The 17,960-nt window shown below is 61.5% G+C and carries 16 protein-coding genes; 3 read left to right on the plus strand and 13 right to left on the minus strand.

Annotated elements, in window-relative coordinates; genetic code table 11:
- Positions 1–152 precede the first annotated feature (152 nt).
- The 9 genes from NYP16_RS03910 to NYP16_RS03950 all read right to left on the minus strand — a co-directional run bounded on the left by NYP16_RS03910 (position 153) and on the right by NYP16_RS03950 (position 8,115).
- Positions 153–1,547, minus strand: coding sequence for an MltF family protein (locus NYP16_RS03910; RefSeq protein WP_274942797.1), 1,395 nt, complete (start codon positions 1,545–1,547; stop codon positions 153–155).
- A 7-nt stretch (positions 1,548–1,554) separates the two neighbouring features.
- On the minus strand, positions 1,555–2,175 hold the full coding sequence (locus NYP16_RS03915; RefSeq protein ID WP_274942798.1) for a tetratricopeptide repeat protein: 621 nt from the start codon (positions 2,173–2,175) through the stop codon (positions 1,555–1,557).
- Between the two features lie 69 nt (positions 2,176–2,244).
- On the minus strand, positions 2,245–3,396 hold the full coding sequence (locus NYP16_RS03920) for a GNAT family N-acetyltransferase (protein ID WP_274942799.1): 1,152 nt from the start codon (positions 3,394–3,396) through the stop codon (positions 2,245–2,247).
- Complete coding sequence (locus NYP16_RS03925) at positions 3,393–4,160, minus strand: glycerophosphodiester phosphodiesterase family protein (protein ID WP_274942800.1); 768 nt, start codon at positions 4,158–4,160, stop codon at positions 3,393–3,395. The genes NYP16_RS03920 and NYP16_RS03925 overlap by 4 nt, the downstream gene beginning before the upstream one ends.
- Positions 4,138–4,602 carry a RidA family protein gene (locus NYP16_RS03930; protein WP_274942801.1) on the minus strand — a complete coding sequence of 155 codons (465 nt, stop codon included), beginning with the start codon at positions 4,600–4,602 and terminating at the stop codon, positions 4,138–4,140. Before NYP16_RS03930 ends, NYP16_RS03925 begins: the two co-directional genes overlap by 23 nt.
- 84 nt (positions 4,603–4,686) lie before the next feature.
- Positions 4,687–5,442, minus strand: a complete 756-nt coding sequence (locus NYP16_RS03935) for a GGDEF domain-containing protein (RefSeq protein WP_274942802.1) — start codon at positions 5,440–5,442, stop codon at positions 4,687–4,689.
- Positions 5,443–5,874: 432 nt separating this feature from the next.
- Positions 5,875–7,149, minus strand: coding sequence for a DNA polymerase IV (locus NYP16_RS03940; protein WP_274942803.1), 1,275 nt, complete (start codon positions 7,147–7,149; stop codon positions 5,875–5,877).
- 14 nt (positions 7,150–7,163) lie between these two features.
- Entirely contained in the window at positions 7,164–7,832 is a 669-nt protein-coding gene (locus NYP16_RS03945) for a hypothetical protein (RefSeq protein ID WP_274942804.1), read from the minus strand.
- Positions 7,833–7,842: 10 nt separating this feature from the next.
- On the minus strand, positions 7,843–8,115 hold the full coding sequence (locus tag NYP16_RS03950; protein WP_274942805.1) for a DUF3572 family protein: 273 nt from the start codon (positions 8,113–8,115) through the stop codon (positions 7,843–7,845).
- Between the two features lie 340 nt (positions 8,116–8,455).
- On the opposite strand from NYP16_RS03950, the gene NYP16_RS03955 reads away from it, so the two are divergent.
- Together NYP16_RS03955 and NYP16_RS03960 are read left to right on the plus strand one after the other, a co-directional pair.
- The gene (locus NYP16_RS03955) at positions 8,456–8,821 is read left to right on the plus strand and encodes a response regulator (RefSeq protein ID WP_274942806.1); all 366 of its coding nucleotides are present in this window, start codon (positions 8,456–8,458) and stop codon (positions 8,819–8,821) included.
- A 3-nt stretch (positions 8,822–8,824) separates the two neighbouring features.
- On the plus strand, positions 8,825–10,195 hold the full coding sequence (locus NYP16_RS03960) for a PleD family two-component system response regulator (protein WP_274942807.1): 1,371 nt from the start codon (positions 8,825–8,827) through the stop codon (positions 10,193–10,195).
- A 155-nt stretch (positions 10,196–10,350) separates the two neighbouring features.
- Here NYP16_RS03960 and rpmG read toward each other — a convergent pair whose 3' ends face one another.
- On the minus strand, positions 10,351–10,518 hold the full coding sequence (gene rpmG, locus NYP16_RS03965) for a 50S ribosomal protein L33 (protein WP_274942808.1): 168 nt from the start codon (positions 10,516–10,518) through the stop codon (positions 10,351–10,353).
- Between the two features lie 190 nt (positions 10,519–10,708).
- Here rpmG and NYP16_RS03970 point away from each other — a divergent pair, with 190 nt between their 5' ends.
- Positions 10,709–11,476, plus strand: a complete 768-nt coding sequence (locus tag NYP16_RS03970; RefSeq protein ID WP_274942809.1) for a response regulator — start codon at positions 10,709–10,711, stop codon at positions 11,474–11,476.
- A gap of 135 nt (positions 11,477–11,611) precedes the next feature.
- On the opposite strand, the gene rnr is transcribed toward NYP16_RS03970, so the two are convergent.
- From rnr to dprA, 3 genes are all read right to left on the minus strand, one after another.
- Complete coding sequence (gene rnr / locus NYP16_RS03975) at positions 11,612–13,891, minus strand: ribonuclease R (RefSeq protein ID WP_274942810.1); 2,280 nt, start codon at positions 13,889–13,891, stop codon at positions 11,612–11,614.
- A 10-nt stretch (positions 13,892–13,901) separates the two neighbouring features.
- The gene (gene topA, locus NYP16_RS03980) at positions 13,902–16,601 is read right to left on the minus strand and encodes a type I DNA topoisomerase (protein ID WP_274942811.1); all 2,700 of its coding nucleotides are present in this window, start codon (positions 16,599–16,601) and stop codon (positions 13,902–13,904) included.
- Between the two features lie 151 nt (positions 16,602–16,752).
- The gene (dprA, locus tag NYP16_RS03985; RefSeq protein WP_274942812.1) at positions 16,753–17,889 is read right to left on the minus strand and encodes a DNA-processing protein DprA; all 1,137 of its coding nucleotides are present in this window, start codon (positions 17,887–17,889) and stop codon (positions 16,753–16,755) included.
- Between the last annotated feature and the right edge of the window lie 71 nt (positions 17,890–17,960).

The raw sequence follows: 17,960 nt of genomic DNA on the forward strand, positions 1-17,960 counted from the left end.
CGGCTCAGAAGAACGGCGGCACCAAGGGCAAAACGGGAATTGGCGTCATTGTTTCCATGTCATTGCCGGGCTTGACCCGGCAATCCATCTTGCTGTCTGAGACATGGATAAAGCCCGCGTATGACAATTCCCTTATCGACGGGGAGAGCAGCTCAGGGGCGTTGGCGCAGGGCGAATTCGGCTTGGTAGGCGACGTAATATTTGAAGATATCCCGCACATACAGGACTGGCCGGAGGCCGGATTGGGCCATGGCGGCGAGTTCGACATTGTCGAACCAGATGTTCGGGTCTAGGCCCATGGCTTTGGCCTTGACGCGGGCTGAGCTGATGCGGTCGGGGCCCATGTTGTAGGCGGCTGCGGCGAACAGGCTGCGGTTCAGGCGGTCGGGTTTCGCACCCCCAAACAGATGGTTGGCGAGATAGGCGAGATATTTGGCCCCGGCTTCGATGTTGCTGTCGAATTTGGTGACGGGGCCGGCTTTCATCTGTTTGGCGATGGGCGCGCGCATCTGCATGACGCCGGTCAATCCCCCGGCGCCGCGCACCGAGTGGTCGAGGCGCGATTCCTGAAATCCGACGGCGGCGATGACCAGCGGCTCAAGATTGAGTTCGGCGCCGTATTTTTCAAAGAGCGGCAGAGCCTTGTCCAGCCGGGCCAAGGCCGCAGCACCTCGGGCGTTTTGCAGCTTGCGGGCATTGGCCCCCCAGCGTGCCACATCCTCGTCGGACGGCTCGGGGAAATCGGCCAGGGTGCTGTTGACGATTTTCGCAAGCGCGGGGCTCTCCTGACGGAAGGCCCAGGCCATCCGGCCGCTTGACTGGAGGGTTGCTTCCGGATTGTCACCGCTGGCCAGCGGCGCTTCGGGGCGGATCTGCGGCAGCGGGCGGGCCCAGAATTTGGCCAGACGTTCGCTGGTGACGGTGGCCTCGATCAGCCCGGCGTTCAGCATGTCGAGCAGATCTTCCTCGCCCAGTTCCTCGGGCAGGCTGAGGATGACCATGGGCCGCAGCCCCTCCTGCGCGAGATGGGCGTCAAGGGCATGAAGATAGGCGAGGGTGCGGCTGCCGCGCCGCGCATAGACCCGGCGTCCGGACAGATCCTCGAAACTGCGGATCGCCGGGGAGCCCTTGCGGGTAACAAAGACATCGGCTGCGGGCGTTGCGACGGCGGTGGAGAAATCGATACTCCGCAGCCCGTGATCGCTGATTTCGATGCCGCCCGCCGCAAGGTCGCCGCGTCCGGCGGCGAGATCGCTTAACAACCGGTCGCGCGGGGTCAGGATATATTGCACCCGGAGCGGGGCGAGGGCGGTGGCGAGGGCTTCAAGCCGCTGCGCTGTGCGGCCACGTGGGCTGCCGCTGTCGAGATAGAAGTCGCTGCGGCTCAGCGGCACCAGCACCCGGACAAGATTGCGGCTGGTGAGCGTCTCAAGGTCGCCGAAAGCCGGTTGACTGCTGCTGTCGGAAAGCGTCACCCGATCGGCCGCCTGAAGCGGGCCAGATGCCAGCATCAGGGTAGAGATCAGAAGGGTGGCTTTCCGTCGCATGGCTCGGTCAGTTCTTGGTTGGTCTGGTGCCCGGTGTGGGCTGGCGGGCCGACTGGATGATGGGGCTGAAATTGCGGGCGAGGCGTTTTGCTTCATCCCAGTCTGCGGGTTTCAGGCGTTGTTGCAGGTTTGCGCTCACTTCGGCCTCAGCGGCGCTGCGCACGAGCGGGATATCGCCCGAGCCCTGTTCGGCGAGAATGGCATAGCGCGCCGCTTCCTGAAGGTCGGGGCTGATGCCGATGCCGTCACGCAGCATGAGCGCGAGGCGCGATTGCGCCGACTTGTTACCCGAATCGGCGGCGAGCTTGATCCAGACAAAGGCCTCCCGGCGGAGGTCCTTCGGGCTGTCGTTTGCGGCCGGGTTGTCGGCGATGGCCAGAAGGCAGACGCCCAACTGATACTGTGCCACTTCCCAGCCGCGCCCCCAGCCCGCCATCAGGCTGAAGCCCTGGGCCGCCTCGCGATATTGTTTGCGTTCCTTGAAGTCGCTTGCGGTGGAGAACAGTTTCGGACCGTTCATCAGGCTCACATTGTCAAGCCGCGGCCGGTCGTCACGTCCGGCGCAGGCTGACAACAGGACGGCTGACAAAAGAATAACGGCGGTGGACGGTCGCAGGGAACGGATCATGCAAGGCACCTCAAAACAGTCAAACGGCGAGGACTACGATAGGCGGGCAGGGTGGTCGGCGGCAAGCGGTCAGTCTTTGCGGAAGGGACCGAATTCGGTGACAACGTCCATATTTTCCAGAATGGCGACCCGTTCGCGGTCGAGATAGGCGGCGACGGCGGCGCGGAAACCGGGGTCGGCGATCCAGTGAGCGCTATAGGTCTGCGATGGGAGATAGCCACGGGCGAGCTTGTGTTCGCCCTGGGCTCCGGCTTCGACTCGGGCCAGGCCGTGGCGGATGGCGTAGTCGATGGCCTGATAATAACAGAGCTCGAAATGGAGGAAAGGATGCTCCTCGATGGCGCCCCAATAGCGGCCGTACAGGATGCCGCCGCCCACAAGATTGAGCGCGCCTGCCACATAGCGGCCGTCGCGGCGGGCCAGCATGAGCACGACCGAGTCCGGAAGCCTCTCCCCAAGCAATGAAAAGAACCGCCGGTTCAGATAGGGCTGGCCCCATTTGCGACTGCCGGTGTCGAGGTAAAAGTCAAAAAAGGCGTCCCAATGTTCTTCGCGGAGATCGGCTCCGCTGAGCGTTTCGATCGTCAGACCCGGTGGCAGGGCATCGCGGCGTTCGCGGCGGATCACCTTGCGCTTGCGGGCGGAGAGGGCATTCAGAAAGTCATCGAAACTGCCGTAGCCGTGGTTTTCCCAGTGATATTGGGTATCGATGCGTTGCAGAAACCCGGCTTTTCCCATGAGCTGCCATTCTGATTCCGTGGCGAATGTCACATGGAGCGAGGACAGATGATTTTGGTCCGTAACCGAAACGAGGGCGGCGAGCAAGGCGCGGCGGATCTGATCGGCGTCGGCGCGAGCGGGATCGACCAATAACCGTGGCCCGGTCACCGGCGAGAAGGGGGAGGCCAGTTGCAGTTTCGGGTAATAGCGTCCTCCGGCGCGGCCATAGGCCTCGGCCCAGGCATGGTCGAACACATATTCGCCGTAGGAATGGGTTTTGAGATAAAGCGGGGCCACGGCGACGATCTGGCCGTCGTCATCGCGCAAGGCTGCGTGACGGGGCAGCCAGCCGCTGTCGGACCCGACGCAGCCGCTGTCTTCAAGGGCGAGAAGAAAGGCGTGGCTGACGAAGGGGTTGTCATGACCGGCGGCCGCATCCCAGTGAGTGGCCGGGATGTCGCGGATATGCTCATGGAGCGTAAGATGAAAGGACGCAGTCATGGATGTTCGAAAATGACATTGTCGGTATGGGCAGCGGCGCGGGCATGGTCGCTCTCGCTGCGGACGGTCCAGGTCAGCAGTGGCAGGCCCGCCGTTCGCACGCCCCGGGTGAAGCGGTTCGGGATCGAGCGGATGTCATATGCGACGAAATCAGGGTGACAGCGCGCCGCCGCGGCGGCCTGCCCGGCCACATGAGACAGCCGCCAGCCCAGTTCATGGCGATAGCGCGGGGAGGCGATGAAGCCGCGCGTCACTTGGGGGCGGTGATCAGCAAACCAGGCGACGCTGTCCGGATTGAAGGACATGATGGCCACGGGGCCGGGATAGTCATCGAGGAGTTTGGCCACCGCCAGTTCAAGCGGGCCGGTGGCGCGTGGCGCGGATTTTATCTCCACCAGCACCGGCACGCGGCCGTCGACCATGGCGAGCACTTTGGCGAGCGTCGGGATCGTATCCTCGCTACCGGTGAAACGGAGCGTTGCGGCTTCATCTGCTGTGACTGTGCTGAGCGGGCGGGACAGGCCCACCAGTCTTTCAAGATTGTCGTCATGAAAGACGAGGGCCTGGCCATCGGCCGATAACTGCACATCAAGTTCGATGCCGCAGCCAGCCTTGATGGCCTGAGCAAAGGCGCTCGGGCTGTTTTCAATGATGCCTTTGGTGCTGTCATGCAGGCCGCGATGGGCAAAGGGCTGCGCCGTCAACCAGTCCGGCGCGGCCCCGTGCCTTGGCGGTGCGATGTTAAGCGATTTCAAAAATCGCATCGAATTCCACCGCTGCATCCAAAGGCAGAACATTGGTTCCGGCCGCTGTGCGGGCATGCCGGCCGGCGTCGCCAAAGACTTCGACCAGAAGATCGGAGGCACCGTTTGCGATCTTGGGCTGGCCGGTGAAATCAGGGGTGCTGGCGACAAAACCGCCAAGGCGCACGACGCGGGTCACTTTGGCCAGATCGCCGGTGACGGCTTTGACCTGCGCCAGGAGATTGATGGCGCAAAGCCGCGCGGCATGGATGCCTTCTTCTTCCGAGACATTGCCGCCAAGCTTGCCGGTGACGGCAACCTTGCCATCGACGAACGGAAGCTGCCCCGACACGAATAGCAGATTGCCGCTTTGCACCACGGGCACATAATTGGCCACCGGGGCGGGCAGGACAGGCAGGGTGATGCCAAGAGCGGCAAGGCGGGCTTCGGGTGACGTGGACATGACGGCTCCTGATCGGATCTTGAGTGTTTGCGGACTAAGATCCGGCAAGGTAAGCCCAATCAGGAAAGTTGGCAAACCGGGAGTTCAGGATGCCTGACGCAGATGCACCCGGAGCCGCGCTTTGCGGCGGCTGAGTTTATCGGCATACATGGCAGCATCCGATTCTTGCATCAACAGTCCGTAATTGTCGCCCTTGCCGTAAGGAATGACGCCTAGGCTCGCCTTCAGGCCGATGATCTGGCCTTCGTGATGAATGTCGAGGCCGTCGATCATGCGGCGCAATTCGCGCATGCGGCGGATACCGTCGGCTGCGGTGCAGTGCGTGAGGACGACGACGAATTCATCGCCGCCGCTCCGCGCCACATAGTCGGTGGTGCGGGTCTTGTCGCCGAGGAGGCCGGCGACCATGCGCAGACATTCGTCGCCCAGGGCATGGCCATGACTGTCATTGATGGTCTTGAAGCCGTCGAGATCAAGGAAGGCGAGCACGCCGGTTTCCTGATGGCGGTTGGCATTGGCAAGGGCCCGGTGCAGGAAGTCTTCGAGACCGCGGCGGTTGCCGATGCCGGTCAGGGCGTCGGTCACGGTCAGGGCTTCGAGTTCGGTGATGCGCTCGCGCTGCTCGCACAGGCGTTGTTCGGCCTCGGCGGCAAACCCGAGCACTTCGGTGATGATCGCCCAACGGTCTTCTTCCCGCCCGGTGAAATCCGACGTGAAGCTTTGCACAAGGCGGCTGGCCATGCGGCCCACGTAAGGATTGAGATCAAGGTCAAAATTCTGCGCCGCGAGGCCGTGGGCCGCGGATGGTCCTGGTGACGCTGCTACAGATTGCCTAATCATGATCGATCCTCCCGCAGGATGTTAACAATCATTCCTTAGCAAAGGTCGTGCCGGTTTAACCCATTGGAATTGTTTCGTGTCGAGGACAGTGCCGTGGGCAGAAATTGCCGGTCGGCAGACTTGGGTCGGTTACTTTGTCCAGTTTATGGATAATAAGTTGTTAGGGTTAACAGAAGGTTTTTGGTGGTGGCGCAATGGATTACCGGGTCAAGCCCGGTAATGACATGTTTCAGATTGTCATTGCGAGGCGCAGCCGAAGCAATCCAGTCTCTCCGGCCTGAAGTCCTGGATCGCCACGCCGCTTACGCGGCTCGCGATGACGGCGGAAACCACACGGTGTGGCTCGATCATCTCGCAGAGTCATTGCGAGGCGGAGCCGAAGCAATCCAGTCTTGCGGCTATAAGGGACAGCGGTTCGCGATGATGGCGGCTTTAGCGGGGGGCTTTGTGGGCGCGGCCTTTGCCAATCACCTTGGTGCCGAATTTGTCGCGCAACTGGTCCAGTGCGGCTTCGGTGCGGCGGGCGCGGTCGCGTTCGGTGTCGACGAGGTCGGGCGGGTCGGCGGCTTCGGCGGGGTGGAGGTCGCTGACGCCGATGCCGATCAGGCGAAAAGCCGGACCGGTGGCTTCGCGCAGCAGCAGGTGATGGGCGGTGCGGTAGAGGATCTGGGCGAGCCGGGTCGGGCTGTCGAGTTTCTCGGCTCGGGTGCGCGATTGGAAATCCGTGGTCTTGAGCTTGAGGGTCACGGTCTGGCCGGCGAGATCCTTGTGGCGCAGGCGGCGGGCCAGATCCTCGGCCAGGGTCCAGAGGGTCGCCGCCAGGATCTCGGGGTCGCTGTGATCGCTGTTGAAAGTATGTTCGACCGAGACGCTTTTCGGGGCGCCTTCGGGTTCGACCACCCGGCGATCCTCGCCGCGTGAAAAGCGATAAAGCCGCTGCCCCATGGCGCCATAGCGGCGCATGAGGTCGCTTTCCTCCATGTTCTGTAGCTGGCCGATGCGGCTGATGCCGTCGCGGGACAGTTTTTCCGCGAGCGCCTTTCCCACGCCCCAGATGAGCGTGACCGATTGTTCGGCGAGGAACCCCGGGGCCTCGGCCCGGCCGATGATGGCGAAGCCACGCGGTTTTCGGAGGTCGGAGGCGACCTTGGCGAGGAATTTGTTATAGCTCAGCCCGACCGAGATGGTGACCCCGACCTCGCGTTCGATGGCGATCGCCAGTCGCACCAGAGTTTCGGCCGGGGTCCGGTGATGAAGCCGCGCCGTGCCGGACAGATCGAGAAAGGCTTCGTCCAGCGATAACGGTTCCACAAGCGGCGTGAGCGCATCCAGGAAAGTGCGGATGGCGCGGCTCGCCTCGCGATATTTGGCCATGTCGGGGGGCAGAACCACGGCGTCCGGGCAAAGTTTGCGTGCCTGTCCCATGGGCATGGCCGAGCGTACGCCGCGCGTCCGTGCGATATAGCAGCAGGTCGACACCACCCCGCGCTCGCCGCCGCCGATAATCAGCGGTTTGTCGCGCAGCTCCGGACGGTCGCGTTTTTCGACACTGGCATAAAAGGCGTCGCAGTCGATATGGGCTATGGACAGCTCAGGGAGTTCCGGATGGCGCAGCAGACGGGGACTGCCACAGGCCGGGCAGCGGCTGCGGTTTGGCCCCACGCTTGTGGCGCAATCGCGGCAGAAACCGGGGGCTGGCGTTCCCATCCCGGTTCCCCGCGTCAGTAACCGTGGGAGGCGAGAAAGCCTGCGACGGCGTCATGAGTCTGATCCCAGCAGTCCGACCGGTGATGGCTGTCGGGCGCGGGCGTTTGCAGGCGGGCCAGCCGCTCGTTGGCGACGAAATGCACCCGGTAGCTTGCGGGGACCTGTTTCGCGACGGAGCGGATATGCGGCTCGGTGTCATCAATAAATATGACCGGGGCCTGCACCATGTCGGCCAGCAGGCGTACGGAGGCGCCCTTCAGCCCGGTATTCGCGACCACCGGGGCATGGAGTCCATGGGCGGCAAAGGCGCGGGCGCGGCGGGCGCGGAAATCGTCGGGAAGATTGGTCAGCACCACGACCTGAGCCCGATCCCCAAGCCGGTTGAGAGCATGGATGGCCCCGGCCACGGGGCGCTGATTTTCGACCTCGTCGGCGAAAAAGGCATCGACCAGATTGATGATGTCCTCAAGCGGCAGGATGGTGCCGTCCGTTGTACGGCGCACCGATCCTTGCAGGCGATAATCCTTGAAATCGACCTCATAGCCACGGGCCATGAGATAAATTTCAAGCGGTTCGGCGAAATGCACGATCACCTCGTCGGCGTCGGAGATTACCAGCGGACGCCCCCGCACCAGCGGCAAGGCATCAAGTTGAAGGCGGGTATAGTCGGCGATTACAGTCATAGGTTCTCAGTCAGAAATCGGAATGAAGGGGGGCGAGCCGATGATGGGCGGCGGCGGGGGCGCTCGGTTCAATGTCGAAGGCGGCGCAAAAGGCCAGCAGACGCTGTTCGTTTTGCAACAAAATGGCGAGTACGCCCGCCAGAATGTCAGGATTGGCAAGGCCTGTTTTGAGGCTTGCGAAATCGAGCCCGGTCAGATGCAGAAGATCGGCCAGAGAGTCCTCGTCCGATGCGAGAAAAGCGACGGACTGGAGGGCGATCGTCTCGGCCTGATCGAGGGACATGATTCTCCCTGATTGGGGCCTGTCATTGAATTTGTTAGGCAATTTTCCACGCCTCGCTAACACTTATTTAGGATGTTTGCCCTATTATAGTCCATTGGCAACTGGTGGTGAGCCCGGTTAAATGAAAAATGCCATATCCGATCAGACGATCGGATCGGTTTGGCGCTTTTGCAATCGAATACTGAATATTTGCCACTAAGATCGTGCGCTGACGGCCTCTTAAAAAAGGGTCCCATGGTGTTCTTTAGCAATCTGGGGATGCAATGGTTGTACATCACACCTGGTAGTGTAGCATGGTGAGGGCGGGTTGGATTTAGAGGTTACAGGGAAAGAGCGATCGATGACGAAAACGGTCCTCATTGTCGAGGATAATGAGCTGAACATGAAGCTCTTTTCGGATCTTCTCGGCGCTCATGGGTATGAAACCATACAAACCCGGGATGGGATGAAGGCGCTGGAGCTTGCGCGGGAGCATCGTCCTGACCTGATCCTTATGGACATTCAGTTGCCAGAAGTCTCCGGTCTTGAAGTCACAAAATGGCTCAAGGAAGATGATGTTCTGCGCCTTATCCCCGTGGTCGCCGTGACGGCTTTCGCCATGAAGGGGGATGAGGAAAAAATTCGCGAGGGCGGCTGCGAGGCTTATATCGCCAAGCCCATTTCGGTGGCAGATTTCGTCGCCACGGTACGTCGCTTTACAGGCTAATATATGTCCGCCCGCGTTCTCGTCGTTGACGACGTTCTCCCGAATGTCAAACTGCTCGAAGCCAAGCTCACGAGTGAGTATTTTGATGTCCTCTGCGCGACGAGCGGCGAAGAGGCTCTGTCGATCATTGCCCGTACGCCGCCTGATATCATTCTGCTGGATGTCATGATGCCTGGCATGGACGGATTTGAGGTCTGCCGCAGAATCAAGGCTGACCCACGTTCGTCGCATATTCCGGTCATCATGGTGACGGCGCTTGATCATCCGCGCGATCGGGTGACGGGGCTTGAGGCCGGGGCCGATGATTTTCTCACCAAACCCGTGCATGACGTGGCGCTGTTTGCTCGTGTGCGTTCGCTCGTTCGGCTGAAGATGCTGACCGATGAACTGGTCATGCGCGAAGTCACCAGTCAGTCTCTGGGGTTCCGTCCCGATGGTCCGATTATGAATGCGGGCGAGATCGAGGATGCCTTCATTCTGCTGGTCGAGGATCAGGAACGCTCGGCGAATCGTTTGGCCGAAGCCATGATTCCTGTCGGTCGCGTCGAGTTGGATCTGACCGGTGAGAGCGCCCTTGAGCGTGCGACTGCGGGCGGTCATGATCTTGTGGTCATCAGCCTTGGGCTTGCGGCGGTGGATGGCTTGCGCATCTGCTCCCAGCTCCGCTCCATCGAAGAGACCCGGCATGTGCCGATTCTGGTCATCGTCGATGAAAGCAATTCGCGTGAACTCATGCGCGGGCTTGAAATCGGAGTGAATGACTATCTCGTGCGGCCCATCGATCGCAACGAACTGGTGGCACGGGTGCGTACGCAGGTGCGGCGCAAGCGCTATGCTGAACAGTTGCGTAAAACGGCGCATCAAAATTACCGTATGGCGACAACGGACGCCGTGACCGGCCTTTATAATCGCCATTTCATGACCAGCCATCTTGAAACGCTGTTGCAGAATGCGGAACAGTCGGGCCGTACGCTGTCGGTGATGATGATGGATATCGATTATTTCAAGCGCATTAATGACAGCTACGGTCATGCGGCCGGGGATCAGGTGCTGCGCGATTTCGCCCAGCGCATCAGCCGCAACATTCGCGGCATTGATCTCGCGGCGCGGTTTGGCGGGGAAGAATTTGTCGTCATCATGCCGGAAACGGACACGGATTTCGCCGTCATGGTGGCGGAACGGCTGCGCGCCGCCATTGAACAAGAACCTTTCCACATCAATACCACCACCAGTCAGGCAGTGACGGTGAGCCTCGGCATCGCCTGTACCGCGGGTCACCCCGCCTCCCTCGAGTCCCTGATCGCCCGCGCTGACGCGGCGCTCTATCAGGCGAAGAATGAAGGCCGCAACCGGGTCGTCGTGGCCCGGGATTAATCTGCATCTCTCAGCTCTAGTGCGCTGTTAGCAGCAACGGTGCAGTGGTCTCCTGAAGACGCAGAAAACCGGACCTCGTAAAAGGTCCGGTTTTCTGAAAATTGCGTTCTTGTCCGCAATCGAGTTATCGAGCGACCCCGAGGAGCCGCGGCCGATTACTTGATTTTGGCTTCCTTGAACTCGACATGCTTGCGCACGACGGGATCATACTTGCGGAAGGAAAGCTTTTCCGTCTTGGTGCGCGGGTTCTTCTTAGCAACATAGAAGAATCCGGTATCCGCAGTGCTGACGAGCTTGATTTTGATGCTGGTCGGCTTGGCCATGTCTTTCGTCTCGCATTAATCGCTGTCTTTAAAATCAGACCGGACAATAGCGTGCGTGAACTTGAAGTCAAGCGAAACCGCACGGAAAACGCCGCCTTTTCCTCAAGGGGCCGAGGGCGTCAGGTAAGGAATGTTAACCTTTTTTTGCTAGCAAGGCCAAAGACCATAAGCTTTCCAGGAAGGGGCGATAATGAAGCGTTTGGACCAGGACCAGCTGTTGGTGGATCTGCGGATCGAGGCGCGCGATTGGATCGAAGACCGGCTTGACCGCATGTCCCTGCTGCTGGGCCAGCCCGAGGTGACACCGGATGCTTTAAGCGATCTGCGCCGCGATGCGCATAGCCTGAAGGGGCTTGGCGGATCGTTTGGATTTCCGGTCGTGGCCGTTGTGGCGCATCGCCTGGAGGATTACCTCGGCGATCTCACGCCTCCGGTGGATCTGCAGGCGCGCCGGGATCTTCAGGTCTTTATCGATAGTTTGCAGGATATCTGTGTCCATCATCTTGAGGCCGGACCGGAGACGATCCGGCAGATCGCCCGTGGGCTGCCCTTGCGGCTCGCAAGCTTCGATCCCGCCGAGGTGGAGGTGCGGGATGTTGAAATCATGCTGGTGGCGCCCGGCGGCACGGCCACGCGCTATGTGCGGCAGGAGCTTGCGGCCTGCGGCTATCGCGTGACGCTGGTTGGGCGGCCGCTTGAAGCTCTTGATTTCGCCCTTCATACCCGTCCGGATCTGGTGGTGGTGTCGGCGATTCTCGAGGAACTGGACGGGATTGACCTGATCTGCGCCCTGGCGGCCATGCCGCGCACCCGGAACCTGCCGCTCGCTCTGCTGACGAGCCTCGACAATGACGACGACAAGCTCCGCGACCTGCCGCCGCACGTGCCGATTCTGCATAAAGGCGCGCAATTCTCCGACGATGTGGCCGAAGTGCTGATCAAATACCGGATTATTTAGGGGTTAAGTTTGGCCAGGCCGAATCTAGCCTAAATCTAGTTTGTCATCCCCGCGTAAGCGGGGATCCAGTCTTTCTATGATAGGCCGGTCTGGATCCCCGCTTACGCGGGGATGACAGTTATTTGGCAAAGACAGCTAGCGCCGCTTGCCTCTGGCAGGTTTGCCGGTCTTTTTCGGCTTTTCGCGGGTCACGCTGGCCCGGACGCGGCGGTTCAGTTTCTGGTCGGATTTGGAATCTTCCACCATTTCCAGGCGAATGCCGCCAGTGAGCGGAGTCGCTTCCACAAGGGTCACGGTCACCGGATCACCGATGCGATAGATGCGGCCGGTGCGTTCGCCGGTCAGGCTGTGGCGGTTTTCGTCGAGGTGATAATAATCCCCGCGCAGGGACGAGATCAGCACCAGGCCGTCGGCACCGGTTTCATCCAGCGAGATGAACAGGCCGAAACGGGTGGCGGAGGAGATTCGCCCGGTGAAGGTCGCCCCCACCCGCTCCGACAGGAACGAGGCCAGATAGCGGTCATTCGAATCGCGTTCGGCGGCCATGGCCCGACGCTCGGTGCCTGAAATCAATTCGCCGGTCTCGGAGAATTGCGCCCGGTCCTCGCTCGACAGCCCGTCAGATCCGAATTTGAGCGCGCTGATCAGGGCGCGATGCACGAGCACGTCGGAATAGCGCCGGATGGGCGAGGTGAAATGGGCATAACGCCTGAGCGCGAGCCCGAAATGCCCGAGATTGTCCGGGGCATAGATGGCCTGCATCTGGCTTCGGAGCACCACCTGATTGACCACATGAGCCTCCGGGCTGTCCTTGGCCCGTTCGAGCACGCGATTGAAGAGGGCGGGGCTCAGCACCTGACCCTTGGCGAGCTTGATATTGAGGGTTTCGAGAAACTCCCGCAGCGCCTCGACCTTTTCCGGGCTTGGTTCGTCATGAACCCGGTACATGCAGAGCTCGCGATGCTTTTCAAGCGTCTCGGCGGCGGCCACATTGGCGGCGATCATGAAATTTTCGATGAGCTTATGGGCATCCAGCCGTTCGCGCTCGCGGACGTCGATGACGCGGCCGCTATCGTCGAGCCGGATCTTGCGCTCGGGCATATCAAGCTCAAGCGCACCGCGCCGCTGCCGTTCGCGTTCAACCGCGAAATAGGCCCCATAAAGCGGTTTGATGACGCTTTCAAGGAGCGGGTCGGTATCCGGGGTGCCATGGCCGTCATAGGCGGCCTGGAAGACCTCATAGGAGAGGTTGGCGGCGGATTTCATGATGCCGCGCACGAATTCATGACGGATCTTGGCGCCGTCCGCATCAAACCACATATGGACGGCGAGCGTCGCGCGTTCTACTCCGGGCATCAGCGAGCAGAGATCGGCCGACAGTTCCTCCGGCAGCATGGGGACCACGCGATCGGGGAAATAGACCGAATTGCCGCGCTTGCGAGCATCACGGTCAAGGGCCGAGCCCGGGCGCACATAATGGCCCACATCGGCGATGGCGACGATCACATGCCAGCCACCGGGGTTCTTCGGATCGGGGTCGGCCTCGGCCCAGACGGCATCGTCATGGTCGCGGGCGTCTGCCGGGTCGACGGTGATGAGCGCAATCTGACGGAGATCGGTGCGATTCTCGAACGGGGCTGGTTTGGCTTCTTTTGCTTCGCGCACGGCGGCTGGGTCGAAATCGACCGGGATCTCATGGGCATGAATGGCGATCAGGCTGATGGAGCGCGGCGCATCGAGGGAGCCGAGGCATTCCCGTACCCGGGCTGGACGCAGGCCAAGCGGCCGTCCGCTCCGTCCGCGCACTTCCTCGGCGAGCACCAGTTCGCCGTTTTTCGCGCCGTTATAATGATCTTCGGTGACGCTGAATTCGGCCCGGAGTTTCTTGTCGACCGGGGTGATGCGGCCTTCCATGCCGCCGTTGCGGGATTTGATCAGGTTGAAGCGACCCATGAAGGGCGGCACTCCGGCCTCAAGACGGCGGATGATCCGCGCCTCATGGACCGCCGCGCTAATGCGTTCAATGCGCACTAGGGCGCGGTCGCCGTTGCCGAGTGCGCCGATGCGGCGGTCTTCGTGCAGCAGGATGAGCGGCTGATGGCCCTCCCACTGGTCGAGCTTGACGATGGCATGGCCGTCCTTGTCGCGGCCGCTGACTTCGACCACGGCGACTTTGGGCAGCTCGCCGCCCTTGTGCATGGCCTTTTTATGGCCACGGTTCAGCATGCCTTCGTCGGTCATCTCCTTGAGGATGGCCTTGAGGACGATGCGGTCGTCATTCTGGATATGGAAGGCGCGCGCGATTTCGCGCTTGCCGACAACGCCGGGGGTCTCCGTGATGAAGCGGAGAATCTCTTCCTTGCTCGGGAAGGGTGCCTTTTTGGGGGGCACCCATGTTTTTGTGGTTGGTTTCAAGTCTGGTCCGTCATTCTGGTTTGGCTTTTGCGGTTTTTTTCACCGCTGGTTTCTTTGCTGCAGTCGTTTTGGCAGCGGGCTTTTTCGCAACGGCTTTTTTGGCTGCCGGTTTTTTGGCGGCGGTTGCTTTCGGTGCAGCTTTTGGTTTGGCTGCGGCCTTCTTCGCCGCTGGTTTCTTAGCGGCGGGCTTTCTGGCCGATTTCGTGCTTGGGCCCTTGGCGGCGCGGGCGGCGATGATCGCGAGCGCCTCATCAAGGGTCAGGGCGTCGAGATTGACGCTGGCCGGCAGGGTCGCATTGGTGGTCCCGTCGGTCACATAGGGGCCGAACCGGCCGCTCATGAGCTTGACCGGTTTGCTGGTGACCGGGCTGTCGCCGAACTGGCGCAGCGGTTCGGGGGCGCTGCGGCCGCGGCCCTTGTTGCCTTCGGCGATGACGGTGACGGCACGGTTGAGGCCGATGGTGAACACGTCCTCGGTCGATTGCAGGCTGACGAATTTGCCGTCATGGGACACATAGGGGCCGTAGCGGCCGATGGCCGTGGTGATCGGCTTGCCGCTTTCGGGATGGAGACCAACCTCACGCGGCAGGGACAGGAGGGCGATGGCCTTGTCAAAATCGACATTTTCAAGCGGCACGTCACGCGGGATGGAGGCGCGTTTCGGCTTGTCGCCCTCGCCAAGCTGGATATAGGGTCCGAAGCGGCCGGTGCGGATGGTGACGTCAAGACCGCTTGCAGGGTCGGTGCCGATAAGCTTCGGCCCTTCGGCGAGTTCGTCGCCGCCCGTGGCGCTGTCGGCCATCTGCCGGGTATAGCGGCATTCGGGATAGTTCGAGCAGCCGATGAAGGCCCCGAACTTGCCGATCTTGAGGCTGAGGGAGCCGACGTTGCAGGTCGGGCAGCTGCGGGGATCGCGGCCGTCTTCCGTCGGGCGGAAGATGAAGGGGGCCAGCAGATCGTTCAGCTTGTCGAGCACTTCGGTGACGCGCAAATCCTTGGTGGCCTCGACAGAAGCCGAGAAATCGCTCCAGAATGCACGCAAAACTTCTTTCCAGCCGATGGTGCCGGCGGAAATCTCGTCGAGCTTTTCTTCAAGGCTGGCGGTGAAGTCATATTCCACATAGCGGCGGAAGAAGCTTTCGAGGAAGGCGGTGACAAGCCGTCCCTTGTCCTCGGCGATGAAGCGGTTCTTGTCCATGCGCACATAGCTGCGGTCGCGCAGAACCTGCAGCACGGAGGCATATGTGGAGGGACGGCCGATGCCGAGCTCTTCCATCTTTTTGACCAGCGAAGCTTCGGAATAACGCGGCGGCGGCTCGGTGAAATGCTGTTCGGGGCGGACGTCGCGGGTGGCGAGATCCATGCCTGATGTGAGCGCCGGCAGGATGTTCGCATCCTCGTCTTCCCCGGCGTCGTCGCGGCCTTCCTGATAGAGCTTGAGGAAGCCATCGAATTTCTGCACCGACCCGGTGGCGCGGAGCGCGACCTTATTGTCGACGGAGCGGATATCGGCGCTGGTGCGTTCAAAGACGGCGGCTTCCATCTGGCTTGCGATGGTGCGCTTCCAGATCAGGTCATAGAGCTTCAGCTGCTCGTCCGTCAGCATGCCGGCCAGGGACTCGGGCTTGCGATGAAGGTCCGTCGGGCGGATGGCTTCATGGGCTTCCTGCGCGTTCTTGGCCTTGGCTTTATATTCGCGCGGGCTTGGCGGCAGGTAGTTTTTGCCGAAATTCTGTTCGATGGCGTCGCGGCAGGAGGCCAGAGCCTCGGCGGCGATGGACACCCCGTCGGTTCGCATATAGGTGATGAGACCGACGGTTTCGCCGCCGATATCAAGGCCTTCATAAAGTTTCTGGGCGACCTGCATGGTCCGGGTGGCGCTGAAGCCGAGCTTGCGCGAGGCTTCCTGTTGCAGGGTCGAGGTGGTGAAGGGCGGTTGCGGGAAGCGGCGGGCCGGTTTGCTTTCCACCTGGGCCACATGGAAGACGCTTTGGGCGATGCGGGCCCGGGCCTCATCGGCCGATCCGGCGTTTCCAAGGGTGAATTTCTCAAGCTTCTTGCCGTCAAGCTCCACCAGGCGAGCGGTCAGGGCGGCCTGTTCGGGTGTCGTCATATCGACGAGCACGGTCCAGTATTCCTGAGCGACGAAGGTCTCGATCTCAAGCTCGCGGTCACAGACGAGACGGAGCGACACCGACTGCACCCGACCGGCTGAGCGGGCGCCCGGCAGCTTGCGCCACAGCACCGGCGACAGGGTGAAGCCCACAAGATAATCAAGGGCGCGGCGGGCCAGATAGGCGTCCACCAGCTCGATATCGATATCCCGCGGGTTGTCGATGCCCTTCAGAATGGCTGATTTGGTGATTTCGTTAAAGACGACACGCTTGGTCTCGACCTTCTTCAGGACGCCCTTGGCCTGGAGGACCTCAAGCAGATGCCAGGAAATGGCCTCGCCTTCGCGATCCGGGTCAGTGGCCAGAAACAGTTTGTCGGCGCCTTTGACGGCCTTGGCGATCTCGGCCATGCGCTTCTGGCTGTCGCGATCGACTTCCCAGTCCATGGAAAAGTCTTCGTCGGGGCGCACGGAGCCGTCCTTTGACGGCAGGTCGCGGATATGGCCAAAGCTCGCCAGGACCTGATAGTCCTTGCCGAGATATTTGTTGATTGTCTTGGCCTTGGCAGGCGATTCGACGATGACGACGTTGTTCATGGGGCCTCTTGTTCCGGCTCATGTTCCAGGGCTCGCCGCGCAGTGGGCGAGATTGTCTCACTTTCGCGCTTTAACATAGAAGCGCAGCTCCTGTAACCGACTTTCTTTTTTCACGGCCGGAGCAGACCGCCGGAAAATCTGGTTTTTGAGGTCAATCCGGCAAGCGAGACACCCGGTTGCCTGAATGACGTTCAGCCCGTCCGGCAAGTTCAAGGTCCAGTAAAACAGTGAGGACGGCCGCTGGCAACAGACCGCTTTCACGGATCAGGTCATCGATCCCGGCCGGGACGGGACCAAGAAGCTCGGTCACGATGTCGTGCGCTTCCTCAAGCAGGCTGTCGGGCAGGGCCGCTGGTGGGGCTGAGATGCCGCCATGGCCCTGGGGTTCGCGGATGCGGCGGTTGTCGAGGCTTTGCAGGGCGGCCAGAATATCGGCGGCGCTTTCGGTCAGGAGCGCGCCGTCGCGGATCAGCCGGTTCGGCCCGAGCGCCCGGGCATCAAGGGGCGATCCCGGGATGGCGAACACCTCCCGCCCCTGATCGGCGGCGCAGCGGGCGGTGATGAGCGAGCCCGATTGCAGATTGGCCTCGACCACCAGCACCCCTCGGCTCAGTCCTGAAATAATACGGTTGCGGCGTGGAAAATGGCGCGCCTGGGGTTCGATTCCGGGCGGCAGTTCGGCCACATGGACGCCGGACTCGAGGATCTGATCATATAAAGTCTGATGTTCGCGCGGATAGACCACATCGACGCCACCGGCGAGCACGGCGGCGGTGCCGGTGGCAAGGCTTGCCGCATGGGCCGCGCCGTCGATCCCGCGGGCGAGGCCGGAGACCACCACATAGCCTGCCTGCCCAAGATCGCGGGCAATGTCGCCGGCGATTTTGCGGCCGACGGTGGAGGCGTTGCGCGCCCCGACAATGGCCAGCATGGGTTTTTGCAGCAGATGCGGGTGGCCGCGTACATAAATAAGTGGTGGGGAGTCGTCCACGGCGGCGAGCCCGCTGGGATAATCGGCCTCGCCCCAGAACAACAGCCTGGCCCCGAGCTTGCGGGCGGCCTGCATTTCGGTTTCGGCGGCGTCTGTGCTGCAGATGCGGATCTGGCGGCTCAGGCCACCACGGCGGGCCATGTGGGGGATGTGATCGAGGGCGGCGATGGCGCTGCCGCAGCGGGCGATCAATTGGCGAAAGGTGATGGGGCCGACATTTTCGCTCCGGATCAGTCGGAGCCGTGCGAATTTTTCGTTCCGGTCGAGCGGTGCCGACGGTTGCGCCCCGAAATCCATGCTGCCCCCCTTAATTTTATATTCGGAGTTTGGCAGAGATTTCGCGGCGGTCAACCTATGGTCGAGACGAG

It is taken from the genome of Govania unica (assembly GCF_027920805.1).
GTDB lineage: Bacteria > Pseudomonadota > Alphaproteobacteria > Sphingomonadales > Govanellaceae > Govanella > Govanella unica.